Consider the following 16,201-nt stretch of genomic DNA (forward strand, 5'->3'; position numbering starts at 1 on the left):
CTCGCCACTACTGGAACTGGCGGCGCGCAGGCGCTTTGGTATGCGTATGGCGAACGAGGGCGAGAAACCGTGGTGGGAGCGCGGCGTGATCTATCAGATCTACCCTCGCTCTTTTCAAGACTCCAATGGCGACGGGGTCGGCGATCTGGCAGGTATTGAGGCGCGGCTTGATTACGTGGCCGCCTTGGGCGTGGATGCGATCTGGCTTTCACCCATATTCCCTTCGCCCATGGCCGACTTTGGCTACGATGTCGCTGATTACTGCGGCATCGATCCACTGTTCGGAGACTTCAAAGCCTTCGACAGCCTCATCTCCGCAGTGCATGCACGTGGATTGAAGCTTCTGCTCGACTTCGTTCCGAACCACACCTCGGACCAGCATCCCTGGTTTCTTGAGAGCCGGTCTGCGCGCCGAAATCCAAAGCGCGATTGGTACATCTGGCGCGATCCATCGGCGGACGGCGGCGTTCCGAACAACTGGATCAGCGATTTTGGTGGATCCTCATGGGAGTGGGATGAAGCGACGGGACAATATTATCTCCACGCTTTCCTCAAGAATCAACCGGACCTCAACTGGCGTAACCCTGAAGTAAGGGAGGCCATGAGCGCCGTTCTGCGATTCTGGCTGGATCGCGGCGTGGATGGGTTTCGGATCGATGTCTTGTGGCACATCGTCAAGCATGAAGCCTTCCCGGACAATCCACTCAACCCCGATTGGACTCCGAAGATAACGGAGCGCGACCGGCTCCTGCAGATTTTTTCCACCGATCAGCCGGAGGCCCACGCCATATCTGCGCAGATTCGAGATCTTGTCGACGAGTACGGCGAGCGAGTGCTGGTTGGAGAGATTTTCCTGCCGAACGAGCGGCATTCTCGCTGGTATGGCACGCCTGAAAGGCCGCAAGTCCACCTTCCCTTCAACTTTCAACTGATCGAGAATGCTTGGGAAGCAGAGCGGCTTCGCGAGGTCATTGCTGATTATGAGGCATCTCTTCCTGATTTCGGTTGGCCCAACTGGGTCTTGGGAAGCCACGACGCGCCGCGGATTGCGGCGCGGATCGGCGAAGCGCAGGCCCGGGTGGCAGCCATGCTTCTCCTGACGCTGCGCGGTACACCAACGCTTTATCAAGGGGACGAGCTGGGGATAGGGGAGGTCACAATTCCCCCCGAGCGCATGCGCGATCCCCAGCATCTTCGCCAGCCCACGCTGGGCATCGGGAGGGACCGATCGCGAACCCCCATGCCTTGGAACACCCGCGTGAACGCAGGTTTCAGCACGGCAGAGCCCTGGTTGCCGCCCAATGACGATTGGAAGAAGCGCAACGTTGCGACGCAACTTGCCGATCCAGGCTCGATGCTGCACTTTTACCGTTCGCTTCTTGCGCTGCGGCGAGCTCATCCAGCCTTGTCCGTCGGCTCTTTCCGCATGCTCTCCGGCGCTCGAGACGTGCTGGCCTACGTGCGTGAGCACGATGGCGAAAGTCTTTGGGTGGTATTGAACCTGGCGTCGGAAGCGCGCCGATGCGAGCTCTTCCAGGAAGGCGTTGCGGAGGTGCTCGCATCAACCCTTGCTACCCGCCCGTTTGACGGAACGCTGATGGCAGACGAAGGGCTCGTGCTGCGCTACGGGAGGGAAACCTGACATGCGCGTCGCGATGCTTGCTCCTATCGCTTGGCGAACACCGCCTCGCAACTATGGTCCATGGGAGCTCGTCACGAGCCTGCTCACCGAAGAACTGGTCGCGCGCGGCGTCGACGTTACCCTTTTTGCGACGCTCGACAGTCTGACCTCGGGACGTCTTTGCGGCGTCGTGCCGGCACCTTATTCTGAAGATCCAACCATCGACGCGAAAGTCTGGGAGTACCGGCACCTGGCGCACCTGTTCGAACGCGCGGGCGAGTTTGACATCATTCATAACCAGGCAGATTTCCCGGCTCATGCTTTTAGCAGGCTCGTCGAAACGCCAATCGTAACCACCATCCATGGCTTCTCGTCCGAGCGCATCTTTCCTATGTATAAGGAATTCGAGGATCGCATTCACTACGTGGCGATCAGCGAAGCCGATCGCCACCCCGGACTGCGCTATGCAGCCACCATACACCATGGCATCGATTTGGAGGCATTCCCTTTTGATCCCAAAGGTTCAAACGATCTTCTCTTTTTCGGCCGGATACACCACAGCAAAGGCGCGCGCGAGGCACTCGAGGTTGCTCAGGCGGCCGGGCGGCGCCTGAACCTCTACGGGATTGTACAGGATGAGGCGTACTTCGGGCGCGAAGTGAAGCCACGCCTTATGAAAGGCGGTGCCTCCTTCCTGGGAGCCGCGGGTGGCGCTGACCGCGCACGCGCGCTGGGCGGTGCGCGAGCGCTGCTGCATCTCGTCAATTTTGAAGAGCCATTCGGCCTTTCGGTGGTCGAGGCAATGGCCTGTGGCACTCCAGTTATCGCGACCCCGCGGGGCTCGATGCCGGAAATCATCGAGCATGGGGTTAACGGCTTTCTCGTGAACAGCTTGGAGGAAGCTGTAGCCGCTGTCGAGAACGTCGATCAATTGAATCGCGCTGAAATACGGCGAAGCGTGGAACGGCGTTTCAGCGTTCAGCGCATGGCGGACCAGTACGTGGCGCTTTACCAATCTGCTGATTGCCACTGAGGTGGGACCCGGTGAGCCTACGAGTTTCCATTGAGAATTTCGGTGGCAATCAACGTCCGATTTCCGCTGCTTCTAAAGTGCCAGGACAGGCGATAGCGCCGATGACAAATGGCGCATCCCAGCGCAGGCTGGACGAGCAATCCAGATAAATCCTTCTTCTCGTCCAGGCCCGAACTGATCATCCGAAGGCTTAGAAGCGGAAGCCGCTAACCAAGGCGACCTGGTGGCGCGAGAGACCGATTTCGCTCTCTACGTCACCATAGCGGTAGTTGCCGTAGTCGCTGTAGCGGTACTCGATACGGGCGAAGGTGGCAGGTGTGACGGTGACTTCCGCACCGGCGCCAACGCGAAAACCGTCGAGGTTGTCATGCTCGCTGTATTTTTCGCTGTCGTAGCGGATGGTGAGGTCAGCGCGGGCATTGGTGTAGCCGCCCTTGGCATAAAGCAGAACAGTGGGCGTAACATTCACGCCGAGGCGGGCACCGACGTAAAGATCGCGGCCGGCCGAAAGCTTCCAGCGATCATCGGCCAACACCAGATTGTCGTAGCTTTGCTTGGTCGTAGCGCCCGTAATCTCGCCTTCGATGCCTACGACCACAGGACCGGCATCATAGTCGTAGCCCAGGGTCGCACCATAGAGAAAGCCGCCCTTGCTCTCGTCCAGATCATAATAGCTCAGGTTCGTGCTGTCATAGCCGACGATCACACCCGCCTTGATACCGGTCGCGGTGTTCTCTTCCTGTGCCAGGGCAGGCGACGCGATCAGGGTGAGTGCAATTGCTGAAATAATTTTCTTCAATGTTGGTCCTCGATACGTGAATTTAGATGTGATCAGGTGAGGATCCCTTATCGATGTCCGCTCAGCGTACAAGATTGACGGGCCAGCATATCTATTAAAATGGCTGTTAAGTTGTATTAATTAGGGACGCTGCATTCCTTTGCATATTGATTTACCGCTATCGGAATTGTGCCGCTGACTTTCAGAATTTTAATTTTGCGTGGCTTTTATCAATAGCCGAGGTGCTTGTGGTGCCGTCCGGGCTCAACATTCTCATCGATACGTTGCTCACTTATTCGCGCTCAAGGCGTCGCCGGCAGACGTCGAGGCGGCGATCCGAGTCCCTGCAATTGCTAATCCCAACCTGCCGGGCATAGGCGGCTCAGCCACGTCCCCAAGCGCAGGATGGCAGGATCGAACATGGCGACCTGCAGCAGGTTCATGTCACCCTTGCCGGATGATAGCGGACGCCTTCGCGCACTGGTCCGGCAATGCGGGCTCGATGGAGTGGCGCTGAGCAACATGCGTAGCCGTTCCGGTCGCTTTACGGCGGGCGAAACCACGGCGGAACGGGGCCTTTTGAACTTTGGAGCCAAATTCGTTCTGGAGCCTTTACACATCGTCGCCGCGGGCAATCGCGGCAACGACAAAGGAGAGAACGATGAGCATCAAGGGCGAAGCTAAGGAAGCCGCAGGCTACATCAAGGAAGAGCTGAACGAGCACGACAAGTCTCCGGAAGGCCAGCGCAAGGCTCAGGAAGGCCGCGATCTGCGCAACGAAGGCCGCATCGAAGACGGCAAGGAGCCCAAGACGTCCGAACCGGGCACCGGCAAGCCCGAATAAGCCGAACAGGAGCCGGCGCACTCCGGTGCGCCGGCGCTGTTGTAGCCATCCAGAGGCTTCCAATGTTCACGCAGCTCAACCCCACAATCCCGCTCCACGTCGTCGGCAAGGGCGACGGCTATGCGATCGGAATGATCGACTACGGTCAGGAGCATAATCTCATCTGGGTCACCGCCCTTGATAGCTCGGGCGAGATCTGGTGCGCACCCAACGCAACCGTTCGCCTCGGGAAGAACTGGACCATGGGGCGCCAGGAAAATCCGCTCATTACCGAAGACAAGCAGGCCGAACGAAACCGGCAGACGGCTTGCTGAGGCAGCCTTCTTTTGCTGCGGAGGTTCCAGCGGGCGGCGAAGCGTCCGTTGCGACGGCTTATCCTCGAGCCGATGCGCGAAAGGCGACTTTGACACTGAACTGTGCCAGCCAAGACCGCATCTGAGTCGGTCGGGCCGCGGCCATCCTTGTACCTTTCCCGGGTTCGCAGTCTAAGTTCGGCAGACGGCCGAATGTGGAACTGCTTGCGGTCGCGCTCTTCTCTGGCGAGACGGCAACACCCAGCTGTGCTGGCTACTGGATTCCTGAAAGTTGGTGGCGGACGCGCGCCCGGGCACACCGAGCGCAGAGAAGCTTGTCCTGCGAGGCGGCCTTTTCGGATCTGACTGCTAAACCAATCGGGTCGCTGGCGCGGGATGTGCGGGCGAGAATATTGCAGCGCTTCCCGGCGAACGCGCTGTTCGATCGCTTCCTGTGGGTGCGTACGACCCTTTCCCGGCAAGCGTTTGCCGCATCCCCCGGAACATCGCACGTCCTCGCGAGGTTGTTCCCTCGTGCTAAATGCGGGAGCAGAACCATGGCATTTGAATGCGTAGCCTATCGCGATTCGAAAGGCGGGCTTCACAGCAGTCTGGAAAAGGCGACGCTGGAGGACCTGGCCGCCGTGCTCGGGCGGGTTGGCGATGAGGGCGGCATGACCAGCGGCGTGGCACGCATGATCTTCGACAAGCGTGCGGAGATTGAACGCGTCTTTGCCGAGCATGACGCATTGGTAGCTTCTGCTTCCGGCTCTCTCACAGGAAGCGCCGGCTCCGGGGCGTCCGGAACCGACGGCATTCGTGTCGTGAGCACTGATTCGCCCTGATCGTGCTATAGTGCGCATTCGGCGGCGGGGGAGGAACTGGGCTGTCTTTGGCCAATCGGTTGGAGCGGGGCCTGAGGGCGAGTCTGATCGGGTGGAACCGCCCGGTTAATCGTAAGATGTGATCGCCTGATAGGGCTGAGAACTTTATCCGACGCAATGGCTCGAACGTCCTGGCGCCGGGTCAGGCGTTCCAGCTCTAGTCGGATGATGAAGGCTGTCGGAAGCAAGACAGCGACACCATGATTTCGTTATGGATGCGAACCACCGCGCCTCAAGCCTTCGGCCTGACCGCGCTCCATGCCGCGCGCGGGCGGGCTGATCGCCCCTGACGCCCGCGCGCAGGCACCGAGCCCCTTGTGGGTCTCGGCCTGCCGGTTTCGATCGCTGACGCGAAAAGGTGGAAGTGGTGGTCGGCGGGGCATGCCCCGCCTCGATGTTGACGCGCGCGGGCTGCGCCCGCGCGCGGCTTCATTTGTGAGCCTCTCCCGATCAAGTCGGGGTGTGGGCTCGACAACCGTCTGGGCCCGCCATCGGCCCCTGCAAGCCGCTCCTTCGTCACGGCTCCTCCACATCCGTTCCGGCCTTTCAGGTGCAGGCGCCGCTTGATGCGGGCCCTGTCGGTCGTCCGGGCCGCCCACCCCCCGCCTTTTCGGGGGAGGCCCATGATGGGTTTTTTCGGGCAGTGCAGGAGGTGAGACATGCGCAGCAATCGCAAGGTCCCGCAATGCGCGGGGCCGCAGGATCAGGTTCGGGGTGATGCCGGCTGCGACCGGTGCAGGGAAGGGGCCAGCGCCGATGCTCTCGGGGGCGAAACCCGGACGCGAGGCAAGCCGGGGCGGGGCGGTCGGGGCGGTGTGGATAACCCTGCTCATAATCAGGGCCATAACCTTGCGGATAACGGTGGGGATAATTCTGCGGGTAACTCCGGCGGCATTTCCTCATGCCCCGGACAGGTCGGGAGTTCGGCCTGTGACCTCGCAGAGGTCCGGGCGGGGCGTCAGGAAGGCCAGCGCGGGAATGTTTCTTGTGGTGATGGCCGGAGCAGGCGCGGGAAGCAGGAGACCCGGCTCTCGCTCTATGACGAGGTCACGGCGCGGATCATTGCCGAGCTGGAAGCGGGGCGCATTCCCTGGGTCCAGCCATGGAGCAGTGCGGCTTGCGGCGGCGCGGGGGGAAGCGGGGCTGTCCCGTGCCTGCCGCGCAATGCCCTGACGTCGCGCAGCTACTCGGGGATCAATATCCTCCTGCTCTGGGCCTCGGCGCTTGCCTCCGGCTGGGAGCGTCCCGGCTGGCTGACGTTCCGGCAGGCCATCGCGGCGGGCGGCAACGTGCGCAAGGGCGAGCATGGCACACAGGTGGTCTACGCCGACCGGTTCACCCCGGAAACCGAAAAGGAACGGGCGCGGGAGAGCGGCGGCGAGGCGCGGTCGATTGCTTTCCTCAAGCGCTTCACCGTCTTCAATGTCGCGCAGTGCGAGGGCTTGCCGGACGATATCATGCCGCAGCCGGTCGCCTTGCCCGAGCGGGAGATCGTGCCGGTGGCCGAGGCGCTCATTGCCGCGAGCGGCGTCGATTTCCGGATAGGGGGCGACAAGGCCTTCTATGCTCCCGGCGCCGACTTTGTGCAGGTGCCACCGCAGCAGGCCTTTCACGATCAGGTCAATTACTACCGGACCTGTCTCCATGAACTGACCCATGCCACCGGCCACAAGTCCCGGCTCGGACGCGACCTTACGAACGGCTTCGGGTCGAAGGACTATGCCCGCGAGGAACTCGTCGCGGAAATGGGTTCGGCCTTTCTCTGCGCCTCGCTCGGCATCGTTCCGACAGTTCGCCATGCCGATTACATCGGCGCATGGCTGGACGTCCTTCGCGAGGATGCCCGCGCGATTTTCCGTGCCGCCTCCATGGCCAGCAAGGCCTCGGACTGGCTGCTGGCGCGCCATGCCGCAGCGGACGGCGAGGTTGCGGAGGATATCGCGGCAGGTCCCGGCTCCGTTTCGCGGACGGACAGGGATGCACCAACGGAACCGGCTTCGCGAACCGATGCGGGGAGGGCGGTGTCATGACCCTGCTGTCTCCCGGCATCCGCGCGATGCTCGCCGCGAACTTCGAGCATTGCCTGCGCAACCCCCGCTTCGATCTGTTCCCCCTGGTCCGGCTGTTCAATCCCACCGGCCGCGCGGTCTGGCTGGTCAGCGAAATCTACCCCGATGACGATACGCTCTACGGGCTCGCGGACCTCGGTCTGGGGTGCCCTGAACTCGGCATCTTCTCGCTGCGCGAGATCGAGGCCATCGATCTGCCGCTGGGCATGAAGATCGCCCGCGACCTCGTCTTCACCACCCGGCGCCGCCTGTCGGTCTGGGCCGAGGCATCGCGCCTTGCAGGATCGATCCCCGATGCCGCCGAACTGTTGAGCCGTCTCGTTCGCGAGGACGCGTCGGCCATCCGCCTTCTGCCCCGCTGAGGGGCCGATGACGCGGGCAGGCGTTTTCCTGCCCATCTGAAAGCCGGTCCGTCCGACCATTCCACCTGAAGGACGGACCGGCACTCTCTTAAGGAGTGCTATCCATGAAACTCGAATTCATTGCCCTTGGCAACCTTGCCGTCAGCAAGTCCAACATGCGCCATGCCCGCAAGGCTCCCGATGTGTCCGACATCCTGCCCACTGTACGGGCGCGCGGCGTCCTCCAGCCGGTTCTCGTGCGGCCCTGTGCACCGCCGGAAGGACATCTCGCAGCCGGGGCCGCCGATCCGCAGGCGCATGTCCGCCGGGACACGCAGCATTACGAGATCGTTGCCGGAAGCAGGCGCTTCCATGCCGCCTGCATCGTCGCTGCCGAGCGGCAGGCGGCGTCAGCCGAAACCGGCGAGCACGATCCCGAAATCCTCCTGCTGCCCTGCGCGGTGCTCGACGATGCGGACGATGCCAGCGCCGTCGAGGCCTCGCTGATCGAGAACATCGCCCGGCTTGATCCCGATGAGGTCTCGCGCTGGGCCTGTTTCACCCGGCTGGTGAAGGAAGGGCGCGGCATTGCCGAGATCGGCGCGACCTTCGGCCTGCCCGACCTCGCCGTGCGCCGCGCGCTGGCGCTCGGCAATCTTCTCCCGCCCATCCGCGAGATGTATCGGCGCGGGGAAATCGATGCCGCGACCATCCGGCATCTGACCCTCGCCTCCAAAAGCCAGCAGAAAAGCTGGCTCGTGCTGGTGGACGATCCCGATGCCTATGCCCCGCGCGGGCATTCGCTGAAATCGTGGCTGCTGGGCGGAGCGTCGATCCCGACCCGGCATGCGCTGTTCGATGTCGAGGGCAGCGGCCTTGCGGTCGTCTCCGACCTCTTCGGCGAAGATGCCTATTTCGCCGAAAGTGAGAGCTTCTGGGCCTTGCAGAACGCCGCCATCGAAGCGCGCCGGGCGGCGTGTATCGAGGCGGGCTGGAGCGCCGCCGTCGTCATCCCGCCGGAGGAGCATTTCCATGCGTGGGAATACGAGAAGACCGCCAAGCGCAAGGGTGGGCGGGTCTATCTCGATGTGCGGGACAATGGCGAAGTCGTCGTTCACGAGGGCTATCTCCTGCGCAAGGAAGCGGCCCGTCTTGCCAAGAGCGGGAACGCAGGACAGGGCGGAGAAGGCGAGGACGGCAGCGGCGGCGGTTCCGGCCCGGTGCGCGCCGAACTCACCTCGCTCACGCAGACATATGTCAACCTCCACCGGCATGCCGCCGTGCGGACCGAATTGCTCGGTCGTCCGGCTCTCGCGCTGCGGCTGGTGGTCGCGCATGTGGTCGCCGGGTCGGCGTTGTGGCCGGTCCGGCCCGAGCCGCAAGCGGTGAAGAGCGATGCCGTCCGGCAAAGCCTCGACGAAAGCCGCGCCGAGGCGGTGTTCGACGCGCGGCGGCGCGAGGTTCTTGGGATATTGGGGCTGGACGCCGAGGATGCCACGGTCACCTCCAGCGGCTACGGTTATGGCGCATCGGGCCGGAATATCTGCGAGCTGCTCGCCCGTCTCGTATCGCTTCCCGATGCCGAAGTGCTCGATATTCTCGCTCTCGTCATGGGCGAGACTTTGGCAGCCGGTACTCCGGAAATCGAGGTGCTTGGCACCATGTTGGGCCTATCGATGGCCGACTGGTGGGAAGCGGACGATGCCTTTCTCGAGGGCCTGCGCGACCGCGAGGTGCTGCTCGCGATGCTCGCGGAAGTGGCGGGCGAACAGGTCGCCTGCGCCAATGCCCGCGAGACGGGCAAAACGCTCAAAGCGATCACCCGCGCGCATCTGGCAGGCGAAGGCGGCCGGACGAAGAAGGAACGCTGGGTACCGCGCTGGATGGCCTTCCCGCCAACTGCCTATACCTCGCGTGGCGGCGTCGGCACGGTGGACGCCCATGCCCGGGCCATGGCCCTGATGGGCGAAACGAAGGAGGGCGCCGGAGAAACTGGTAGCGGCGAAACCTTCGGTTCGGGCGATGATCCGCTGGGCGTTCCCGTGCCCTGCGGAGTGACCGGTGACGGCCTTGCTCCGGATCAGGCGGACGACCGACAGGCCGCGTGATCCGGCAAAGCCCGGCAGGACCTTTCAGGACCTGCCGGGCTTTGCGATTGCGGGGGCCGGTTTGCTTGAACGATTGCGCGCTGGTGGATCGGATCCCTGCAGCACCCGGGATGATGCCGATGGATCAACTTCCCTGCGCGGAAAAGGGGAGAATTTTCGCGCGCCCGTGCACCTTGCGGCGCCCGGGCGCGCGGCTGCTTGGCCCTGGATCATCTGCCGATTGCGCTACACGCCCTCAGGTGGCACGGGCCAGGGCATGGATAACGATGCGATCCCTGGTGCAGTGACGGAGCGGCGCGCGGTGCGCGCCGTTCTCCTTACCCCGGATCACGAAGTGCTCCTGATCCTCATCCGGCCGCCGGTCGGCTCAGCGTTCTGGGTCATGCCGGGCGGCGGGATCGAGCCGGGTGAGGACCCTGCCGATGCCCTGCGGCGCGAGCTGCGCGAGGAACTCGGTCTCGTGCATTGCCAGCCCGGTCCGGTGGTCTGGCTGCGCCACCATACGTTCGACTGGGACGGCAGGCGGCTCTCCCAGCGCGAGGAGTACCGCATCGTGCCGGTCCAGCGCTTCGATGCCCGGATGCTGGATCCCCGCGAGGCGCGGTTCGTGACCGAAATCAGATGGTGGCAGCTGGGCGATCTAAGCCACGCCCCCGAGCGGCTGACGCCGCTCGCCGCCGCGGACATCGTGCGCGATTACCTCGCGAACGGCGCGCCCGATCCGCTGCCGCCCGAGGAAATCCTGGTCGACTGAACGCCTGGTCCTCGCGGCGGAAGCGCGCTCTCGAAGGCGCGGGGGACGGACCTTTGGTCTACCGGATACAGTGCGGGCCGACGCGTCTTCATCGTCCCGGGAGGCAGCGCGAAAAGAGGCGCGGATGAGCCGCTGGTGTCCGAATTCCGGGGCGGCAAGGCTCGTGGCGGCAACCGTGCTGACAAGGCGTCGCTGCGGCGGATCCAGCCTGCCCGAAACCTCGTCGCCGACAGGCGGTGCGGGTAGGGCAGCAAGGGTGTCCTAGGACGTGGCGGGACGCGACGATTTCGATCTCGGTGCGGACCGAGAGGGGCTTCACTTCCGGCATCGAAGCTGTGGCCGTCGCGGGTGACATATTCAGGCGGGCAAGTCCGTCTCCCCTGAAAAGCAGATCACCGCAGAGCCCTTTCCGGCTGAAGGGGCATCGACCTGGAACGGTCGCGGTCTTCCGAAACCATCGACCCGTCCTTATTTCCCCGCCTGCCCTGAGGCAGGCTCCTCGCGGCCGCTTCGCTCCAAATAAGGCCATGTCTTCCGGTCCTTCGCTGACGCTGCGGCCTGGCGGTTCGGATGCCCGCTGCAACCGTCCCCGAAGGTCTGCCCATCGCCCGGAAATGGCTCTGCGGCGAATGCTTCAAGGAGACGAAAGATGCCCGCAATCGGATATGTCACCCGCGACGGCCGCAGCTTCAAGGGCCAGCTACGCACCCTCTCGATCCGCACCGAGATCGAAATCACCCCCAACGCCGCCAAGTCCGGCGACACCCAGCCCGATTACCGCGTCACCTGCGGCGGCGCCGAAGTCGGGGCAGGCTGGATCCGCCGCAGCGAAGCTTCCGGCAACGACTACGTATCGCTGAGCCTCGCCGCCCCGGAATTCGGACCCCGGCGGCTCTACGCCAACCTCGGCCGCGCCGCCGGACGGGACGATGAAGACAGCTTCGCCATCATCTGGAACCCGGCGGACTGAAGGTTCCGCCCCCCGCGCCTCCGGGCGCGGGGTTTCGCGGCACGACGAGCGCTCACCGGTCATCCGGGGGCGGGTAGACAGAACGGTTGTTCCTGGCCGAAACTAGTCTAGAATCAGCTGATTATGAAGACCGATCTCGACCATTTGCCGGAGCAGAAGCGCGCCGATCTGAAGCGCGTGGTCGAGATCATCTTTGCCGAATTCGAGGACGTTCTCGCGCTCGCCACCCAGGGGTGGAAGCGCCAGGGTCGGATCATGAAAGTGATCCTCTACGGCTCCTATGCGCGCGGCGACTGGGTGTCCGATCCGATCGGCGGCTACTTCTCCGACTACGACATTCTCGTCGTCGTCAACGACGAGCGCCTCGCCGATGAGGCGGAATATTGGGGCAGGGCCAAGGATCACCTCAACCGCGAATACGATATCGCCAAACGGCTGTCCGCCCCGGTCGGTCTGGTCGTCCATTCGATGAAGGACGTGAACTTCCAGCTGTCGCGGGGACGTCCCTTCTTCGTCGATGTCGTGCGCGAGGGCATCGTACTTTACGAACTTGCAGCGGAACAGTTCGAGGCGCCCAAGCCGCTCGACACCGGCCTCGCGCATGTCGAGGCCGAGAATTACTACAGACAGTGGTTCGAAAGCGGCACCGAGTTTCTTGAGTTCGCCAAGTTTGGCATGTCGAAAGGCTACCATAACCGAACAGTTTTTCAACTGCATCAGGCGACCGAGCACTTCTATCACATGGTCCTTCTCGTCCTGAAACTATACTCTCCCAAATCGCACAACGTTAATTTTCTGCGCAACCGTGCGGAGGACATTTCCCGTGATCTTATCGCCGTATGGCCCCGCGATACCAAGTTCGCCCGTCGCTGCTACGAGTTGCTGCAACAGGCCTATGTGAAGGGCCGCTATTCACCCCATTACGTGATACGTGATGTCGAGCTCGAATGGCTTCTGGAGCGGGTCGAAATGCTTCAGGCTGAGGTCAAAATGGTCGCCGAGCGTCGGCTGGGCAGCAAGTAAGGCGCTAATCACAAGGTCACTTGTTGGACTGTCATCAAGCGTAGCCCGACAGCGGAGTGATATGTCCGCTGGGCGATGCTGCTCGCAAATCCTAATCCTTTTCGCCGGCAGTTCAGCGCTCGGCTGAGCCTTCGGCGCGGCTCCTGTACGCAATTGCCGATCGACGGCGCCGTCAGCGTCACGCCTCCCGGGTGTCCCCGGAGGGAGGGTCGGAATTGGCTATAGCCGTTTCCGACCCTGCCTGAGCGCCGTGTTCTGTCTCAGATCGAATGTCCCTCGCGGGCGGCACGGTGCCGCCGCGCAAAACCAGGCAGGGACATCATGGAAAGATCTAGCGAGATTGACAGGGCGCAGCGCGCGAAGAGCGGTTCGCCATTCCTGAATACCGATCAGGCAGCCGCGTATCTGAAGATATCGAACCGCCTTTTGAGGCAGCTGCGCCGCAACGGTGGTGGTCCCATCTTCAGGTTTCACTGCCGCTTTGACGTGACCCCCGGCTTTTCCTCCAAGCTTGATTAGAGTCTGGCCTGATGGAAGGACGGACGAATGAAGCGAGCAAGGTTCACAGAAGAGCAGATCATCGGCGTGCTGAAGGAGCAGGAGGCTGGCGCGAAGACTGCCGACCTGGCTCGTCGCCACGGCGTGTCGGAAGCGACGATCTACAACTGGAAGGCCAAGTATGGCGGTCTGGAAGTTTCGGAGGCCAAGCGGCTGCGGGCACTCGAGGACGAGAACGCCAAGCTGAAGCGACTGCTTGCGGATTCCGACGATCGCGCGCAGGCATTCCGATTTGATGCCGCGCAGCGTTCCGATCTGATCGCGCTCAGTTGAAGCGCCTGATCGTTGGTCGTGGATGTCACCTATGTTGGCGCCTTGGTCAAGCGGCTGCAGCTGCTGGTCGACGCATGGATTCACCCTCGAGTTCGAGCCGGTGTGCGTTGTGCACGAGGCGGTCCAGGATGGCGTCGGCGTAGGTCGGATCGTTTATGGTCTGATGCCAGCGGGCCACGGGAAGCTGGCTGGTGACGAGCGTTGAGCGCTGACCGTAGCGGTCCTCGAGGATTTCGAGGAGATGGTGCCGGGCGTAGCCGTCGAGTGGCTGAAGCCCCCAATCATCCAGGATCAGTAGCTCCACCCGGGCAAGGCTCTTCATGCGGGCGGCGATACGGCCGTCACCTTTGGCCAGCGTCAGTTCGTCGATCAGCCGCGGCAGCCGGGTGTAGAGAACGGAACGATTATCACGGCAGGCCTTGTGGCCGATTGCACAGGCCAACCAACTTTTCCCGATGCCGGTCGGGCCGATTATGGCCAGGTTCTCGTGCCTGGAGATCCATTCTCCGGCGAGCAGCGTTTCGAAGAGCCGGCGATCAAGGCTGCGGCGCGTTCGGTAATCAACATCCTCAGGTACGGCGCGGTGCCGCAGCTTGGCGTGACGCAAGCGCAGAGCGAGGCGTCTGTCATTTCGGTAGGTGGCCTCATGGTCGAGCAGCAGCGCCAGCCATTCGGCGTGGCTGAGGCCGGCTGCATCGTCGTTGCTTTCCATCTCGGCGAAGGCCTTGGCCATGCCGGCGAGGCCGAGTTGGCCCAGAAGGTCCAGAGTGGGATGCTTCAGCATTCTTGCTCCTTCAGTTGTAATAGCTTGAGCCGCGGATGTTGGAGTGGATGATCGGCTCTTGCTCGGGGGATTGGGGAACCGGGACCTGGTCGAGGCCCTTTTCGAGGATCGATTTGACCGACGGATAATTGCGCGCCTGGATTTCCAGCGCGCGCAGCGCAGCGGCTTCAAGCCGCTGGGCACCGAAGCGCCTCTCGAGCCCGATGATGCCCAGACAGGATCGGTAGCCCTGTTCGGGATGGGGTTTTGCCTCGATGACCTTCTCGACCAGCAAGGACAGCATCGGCCCGATCCGGCTTGCCTCTTCGCGGATCTTGGCCGGCGTCCATTCGCCGTAGCGCCGATGGCTGGAGGGCATGTGCTCGGGGACTGTGGTGTGCCGGCCATTCCCGCTGCCGCGCATGTGCACAGCGATGCGCTCGCCTCCCAGGAAGATTTCAACTGTGCTGGCCGTGAACCGGGCTTCGACCTCGCGGCGCGCGAAGCGGTGCGGGACGGAGTAGTGATGTCGCTCGATCGCGATATGATAATCGAGTCCGACGCGGCAGCGGCGCCATTCGGCATGAACCCACGGCTCTGGCGGCAGCGGCTTGAGGTTCGGAACATCGACTTCGTTGAACAGCTGGCGGCGCGTCTTGCCGAACTGGCGCAGCACCCGCCGATCATTGAGATCGGCAAGGCATTGGGCGATCGCTGCGTTCACTTCGGCGAGGCTGTAGAAGATCCGGTTACGTAAGCGACCAAGCAACCAGCGTTCGACGATACCGACGCAAGCCTCGACCTTGGCCTTGTCCCGCGGCCTGCGTGGCCGGGTCGGCAGGATCGCCGTACCGTAATGCCGGGCCATGTCTGTGTAACTGCGGTTCACCTGAGGATCGAAGTGACAGGCCTTGATCACCGCCACCTTCGCATTGTCGGGCACCAGCAACTGGGGGACGCCGCGGAAGAAGGCGAAGGCGGCATTGTTGCCCGCGATCCAGTCAGGGAACTGCTCGGTCCATGTCGCCAGCGCAAACGACAGGCTCGATCCGCCCATTACAGCGACGAAGATGTGGGCACCGCGGACTTCCCCAGTCCTGCGGTCCACCACGACCGGCACCGTATCGCCAGCGTAATCAAGGAACAGCTTTTCGCCCCCGGCATGGCTCTGGCGCATGACCAGCGGCAAGCGGCCCTCCCACCGGCGGAATAGATCGCAGAACCGGCTATAGCGATATCCGTCCGGATGCTCGGCACGGTACTCCTCCCAGAGCACCTGCAGCGTCACGTGTTTGCGCTTCAGCTCGCGCGCTACCACCGGCCAGTCCGGCTCCGGAAGCTTGCGTCGTCCCGGCTTTACGCCGGGAACGCCGTAGAGCCGCTCCTCCAGATCTGCATCGCCAATCTCGGGCGGCAACGGCCACGACAGCCCGGATTGATCAAACCGCCTGAGCGTGTCGCGTACCGTGGTTGCTCCCGTCCGGACATGCTCTGCTACAGCTCGGGTCGAGAGCCTGGCGTCCAGGCTCAGTCTCAATATCTCGCGTACGTGGCGCATCATAACCCTCCTCGTCGGCATCCAATCCTCCTGGCTGCTCAGCCAGAAAACTGGTCCCAACGATCAGGCTTCACGTCATCCCAAACTGCGCGCGATCATCTCGGAATGCTGCGCGGATAATTCTCGGAACGCTGCGCGCGATCGTCTCGGACTCCTGCGCGCCATCAATTCGGAATGGTGCGCGCGATAACCCCGGAATCCGCAACTGCTGGCCGAGGCTATGCTGGATAATGCCGGCCTGAAGGATCTTCTTACAAAAAATTGGTAACGCCCGCTGCCAAGCGAGAGGCGGTCGCTCGTCTCCAGGCGGTTCTGGGGATGAGCGAGCGGC

Annotated in this window: 13 protein-coding genes and 3 pseudogenes; 13 read left to right on the plus strand and 3 right to left on the minus strand. The window is 62.9% G+C overall.

The window, feature by feature from the left end; genetic code table 11:
* Positions 1–40 precede the first annotated feature (40 nt).
* Both ACI3K3_RS19140 and ACI3K3_RS19145 read left to right on the plus strand, forming a co-directional pair.
* Entirely contained in the window at positions 41–1,642 is a 1,602-nt protein-coding gene (locus ACI3K3_RS19140) for an alpha-amylase family glycosyl hydrolase (protein ID WP_404916547.1), read from the plus strand.
* Position 1,643: 1 nt separating this feature from the next.
* On the plus strand, positions 1,644–2,654 hold the full coding sequence (locus ACI3K3_RS19145; protein WP_404916549.1) for a glycosyltransferase family 4 protein: 1,011 nt from the start codon (positions 1,644–1,646) through the stop codon (positions 2,652–2,654).
* A 190-nt stretch (positions 2,655–2,844) separates the two neighbouring features.
* On the opposite strand, the gene ACI3K3_RS19150 is transcribed toward ACI3K3_RS19145, so the two are convergent.
* Entirely contained in the window at positions 2,845–3,453 is a 609-nt protein-coding gene (locus ACI3K3_RS19150) for an outer membrane protein (protein ID WP_404916551.1), read from the minus strand.
* A gap of 640 nt (positions 3,454–4,093) precedes the next feature.
* Between ACI3K3_RS19150 and ACI3K3_RS19155 the strand changes: the two genes are divergently transcribed.
* From ACI3K3_RS19155 to ACI3K3_RS19200, 10 genes and pseudogenes are all read left to right on the plus strand, one after another.
* Positions 4,094–4,276, plus strand: coding sequence for a hypothetical protein (locus ACI3K3_RS19155; RefSeq protein ID WP_404916553.1), 183 nt, complete (start codon positions 4,094–4,096; stop codon positions 4,274–4,276).
* 62 nt (positions 4,277–4,338) lie between these two features.
* Complete coding sequence (locus ACI3K3_RS19160) at positions 4,339–4,590, plus strand: hypothetical protein (RefSeq protein WP_404916555.1); 252 nt, start codon at positions 4,339–4,341, stop codon at positions 4,588–4,590.
* Positions 4,591–5,126: 536 nt separating this feature from the next.
* Positions 5,127–5,414 carry a hypothetical protein gene (locus tag ACI3K3_RS19165; protein WP_404916557.1) on the plus strand — a complete coding sequence of 96 codons (288 nt, stop codon included), beginning with the start codon at positions 5,127–5,129 and terminating at the stop codon, positions 5,412–5,414.
* Positions 5,415–6,472: 1,058 nt separating this feature from the next.
* Positions 6,473–7,483 (plus strand): annotated as a pseudogene (locus tag ACI3K3_RS19170) (ArdC family protein); the annotation flags it as partial.
* Positions 7,480–7,884: a DUF2958 domain-containing protein gene (locus ACI3K3_RS19175; RefSeq protein WP_404916559.1), complete on the plus strand. Its 405-nt coding sequence runs from the start codon at positions 7,480–7,482 to the stop codon at positions 7,882–7,884. The pseudogene ACI3K3_RS19170 and the gene ACI3K3_RS19175, both read left to right, overlap by 4 nt.
* Before the next feature lie 104 nt (positions 7,885–7,988).
* Entirely contained in the window at positions 7,989–9,971 is a 1,983-nt protein-coding gene (locus ACI3K3_RS19180; protein ID WP_404916561.1) for a ParB/RepB/Spo0J family partition protein, read from the plus strand.
* 256 nt (positions 9,972–10,227) lie between these two features.
* Complete coding sequence (locus ACI3K3_RS19185) at positions 10,228–10,725, plus strand: NUDIX hydrolase (protein ID WP_404916563.1); 498 nt, start codon at positions 10,228–10,230, stop codon at positions 10,723–10,725.
* A 649-nt stretch (positions 10,726–11,374) separates the two neighbouring features.
* On the plus strand, positions 11,375–11,695 hold the full coding sequence (locus ACI3K3_RS19190; protein WP_404916565.1) for a DUF736 domain-containing protein: 321 nt from the start codon (positions 11,375–11,377) through the stop codon (positions 11,693–11,695).
* Positions 11,696–11,818: 123 nt separating this feature from the next.
* The gene (locus tag ACI3K3_RS19195) at positions 11,819–12,718 is read left to right on the plus strand and encodes a HEPN domain-containing protein (RefSeq protein WP_404916567.1); all 900 of its coding nucleotides are present in this window, start codon (positions 11,819–11,821) and stop codon (positions 12,716–12,718) included.
* Between the two features lie 546 nt (positions 12,719–13,264).
* Positions 13,265–13,483, plus strand: a pseudogene (locus ACI3K3_RS19200) (transposase); the annotation flags it as partial.
* A gap of 112 nt (positions 13,484–13,595) precedes the next feature.
* Here ACI3K3_RS19200 and istB read toward each other — a convergent pair.
* Complete coding sequence (gene istB, locus ACI3K3_RS19205; RefSeq protein ID WP_404916569.1) at positions 13,596–14,333, minus strand: IS21-like element helper ATPase IstB; 738 nt, start codon at positions 14,331–14,333, stop codon at positions 13,596–13,598.
* 10 nt (positions 14,334–14,343) lie between these two features.
* Positions 14,344–15,870, minus strand: a complete 1,527-nt coding sequence (istA, locus tag ACI3K3_RS19210) for an IS21 family transposase (protein WP_404916571.1) — start codon at positions 15,868–15,870, stop codon at positions 14,344–14,346.
* A 202-nt stretch (positions 15,871–16,072) separates the two neighbouring features.
* Between istA and ACI3K3_RS19215 the strand changes: the two are divergent.
* Positions 16,073–16,201 (plus strand): annotated as a pseudogene (locus tag ACI3K3_RS19215) (IS3 family transposase); the annotation flags it as partial.

Origin of the sequence: Novosphingobium sp. ZW T3_23 (genome assembly GCF_044987305.1) — a bacterium.
Taxonomy (GTDB): Bacteria; Pseudomonadota; Alphaproteobacteria; order Sphingomonadales; family Sphingomonadaceae; genus Novosphingobium.

What these genes read in the sequence shown, in the direction of transcription:
- ACI3K3_RS19140 (WP_404916547.1), top strand. Translation starts at nt 41, where the DNA reads ATGCGTATGGCGAACGAGGGCGAGAAACCGTGGTGGGAGCGCGGCGTG.
- ACI3K3_RS19145 (WP_404916549.1), top strand. Translation starts at nt 1,644, where the DNA reads ATGCGCGTCGCGATGCTTGCTCCTATCGCTTGGCGAACACCGCCTCGC.
- ACI3K3_RS19155 (WP_404916553.1), top strand. Translation starts at nt 4,094, where the DNA reads ATGAGCATCAAGGGCGAAGCTAAGGAAGCCGCAGGCTACATCAAGGAA.
- ACI3K3_RS19160 (WP_404916555.1), top strand. Translation starts at nt 4,339, where the DNA reads ATGTTCACGCAGCTCAACCCCACAATCCCGCTCCACGTCGTCGGCAAG.
- ACI3K3_RS19165 (WP_404916557.1), top strand. Translation starts at nt 5,127, where the DNA reads ATGGCATTTGAATGCGTAGCCTATCGCGATTCGAAAGGCGGGCTTCAC.
- ACI3K3_RS19175 (WP_404916559.1), top strand. Translation starts at nt 7,480, where the DNA reads ATGACCCTGCTGTCTCCCGGCATCCGCGCGATGCTCGCCGCGAACTTC.
- ACI3K3_RS19180 (WP_404916561.1), top strand. Translation starts at nt 7,989, where the DNA reads ATGAAACTCGAATTCATTGCCCTTGGCAACCTTGCCGTCAGCAAGTCC.
- ACI3K3_RS19185 (WP_404916563.1), top strand. Translation starts at nt 10,228, where the DNA reads ATGGATAACGATGCGATCCCTGGTGCAGTGACGGAGCGGCGCGCGGTG.
- ACI3K3_RS19190 (WP_404916565.1), top strand. Translation starts at nt 11,375, where the DNA reads ATGCCCGCAATCGGATATGTCACCCGCGACGGCCGCAGCTTCAAGGGC.
- ACI3K3_RS19195 (WP_404916567.1), top strand. Translation starts at nt 11,819, where the DNA reads ATGAAGACCGATCTCGACCATTTGCCGGAGCAGAAGCGCGCCGATCTG.
- istB (WP_404916569.1), bottom strand. Translation starts at nt 14,333, where the DNA reads ATGCTGAAGCATCCCACTCTGGACCTTCTGGGCCAACTCGGCCTCGCC.
- istA (WP_404916571.1), bottom strand. Translation starts at nt 15,870, where the DNA reads ATGCGCCACGTACGCGAGATATTGAGACTGAGCCTGGACGCCAGGCTC.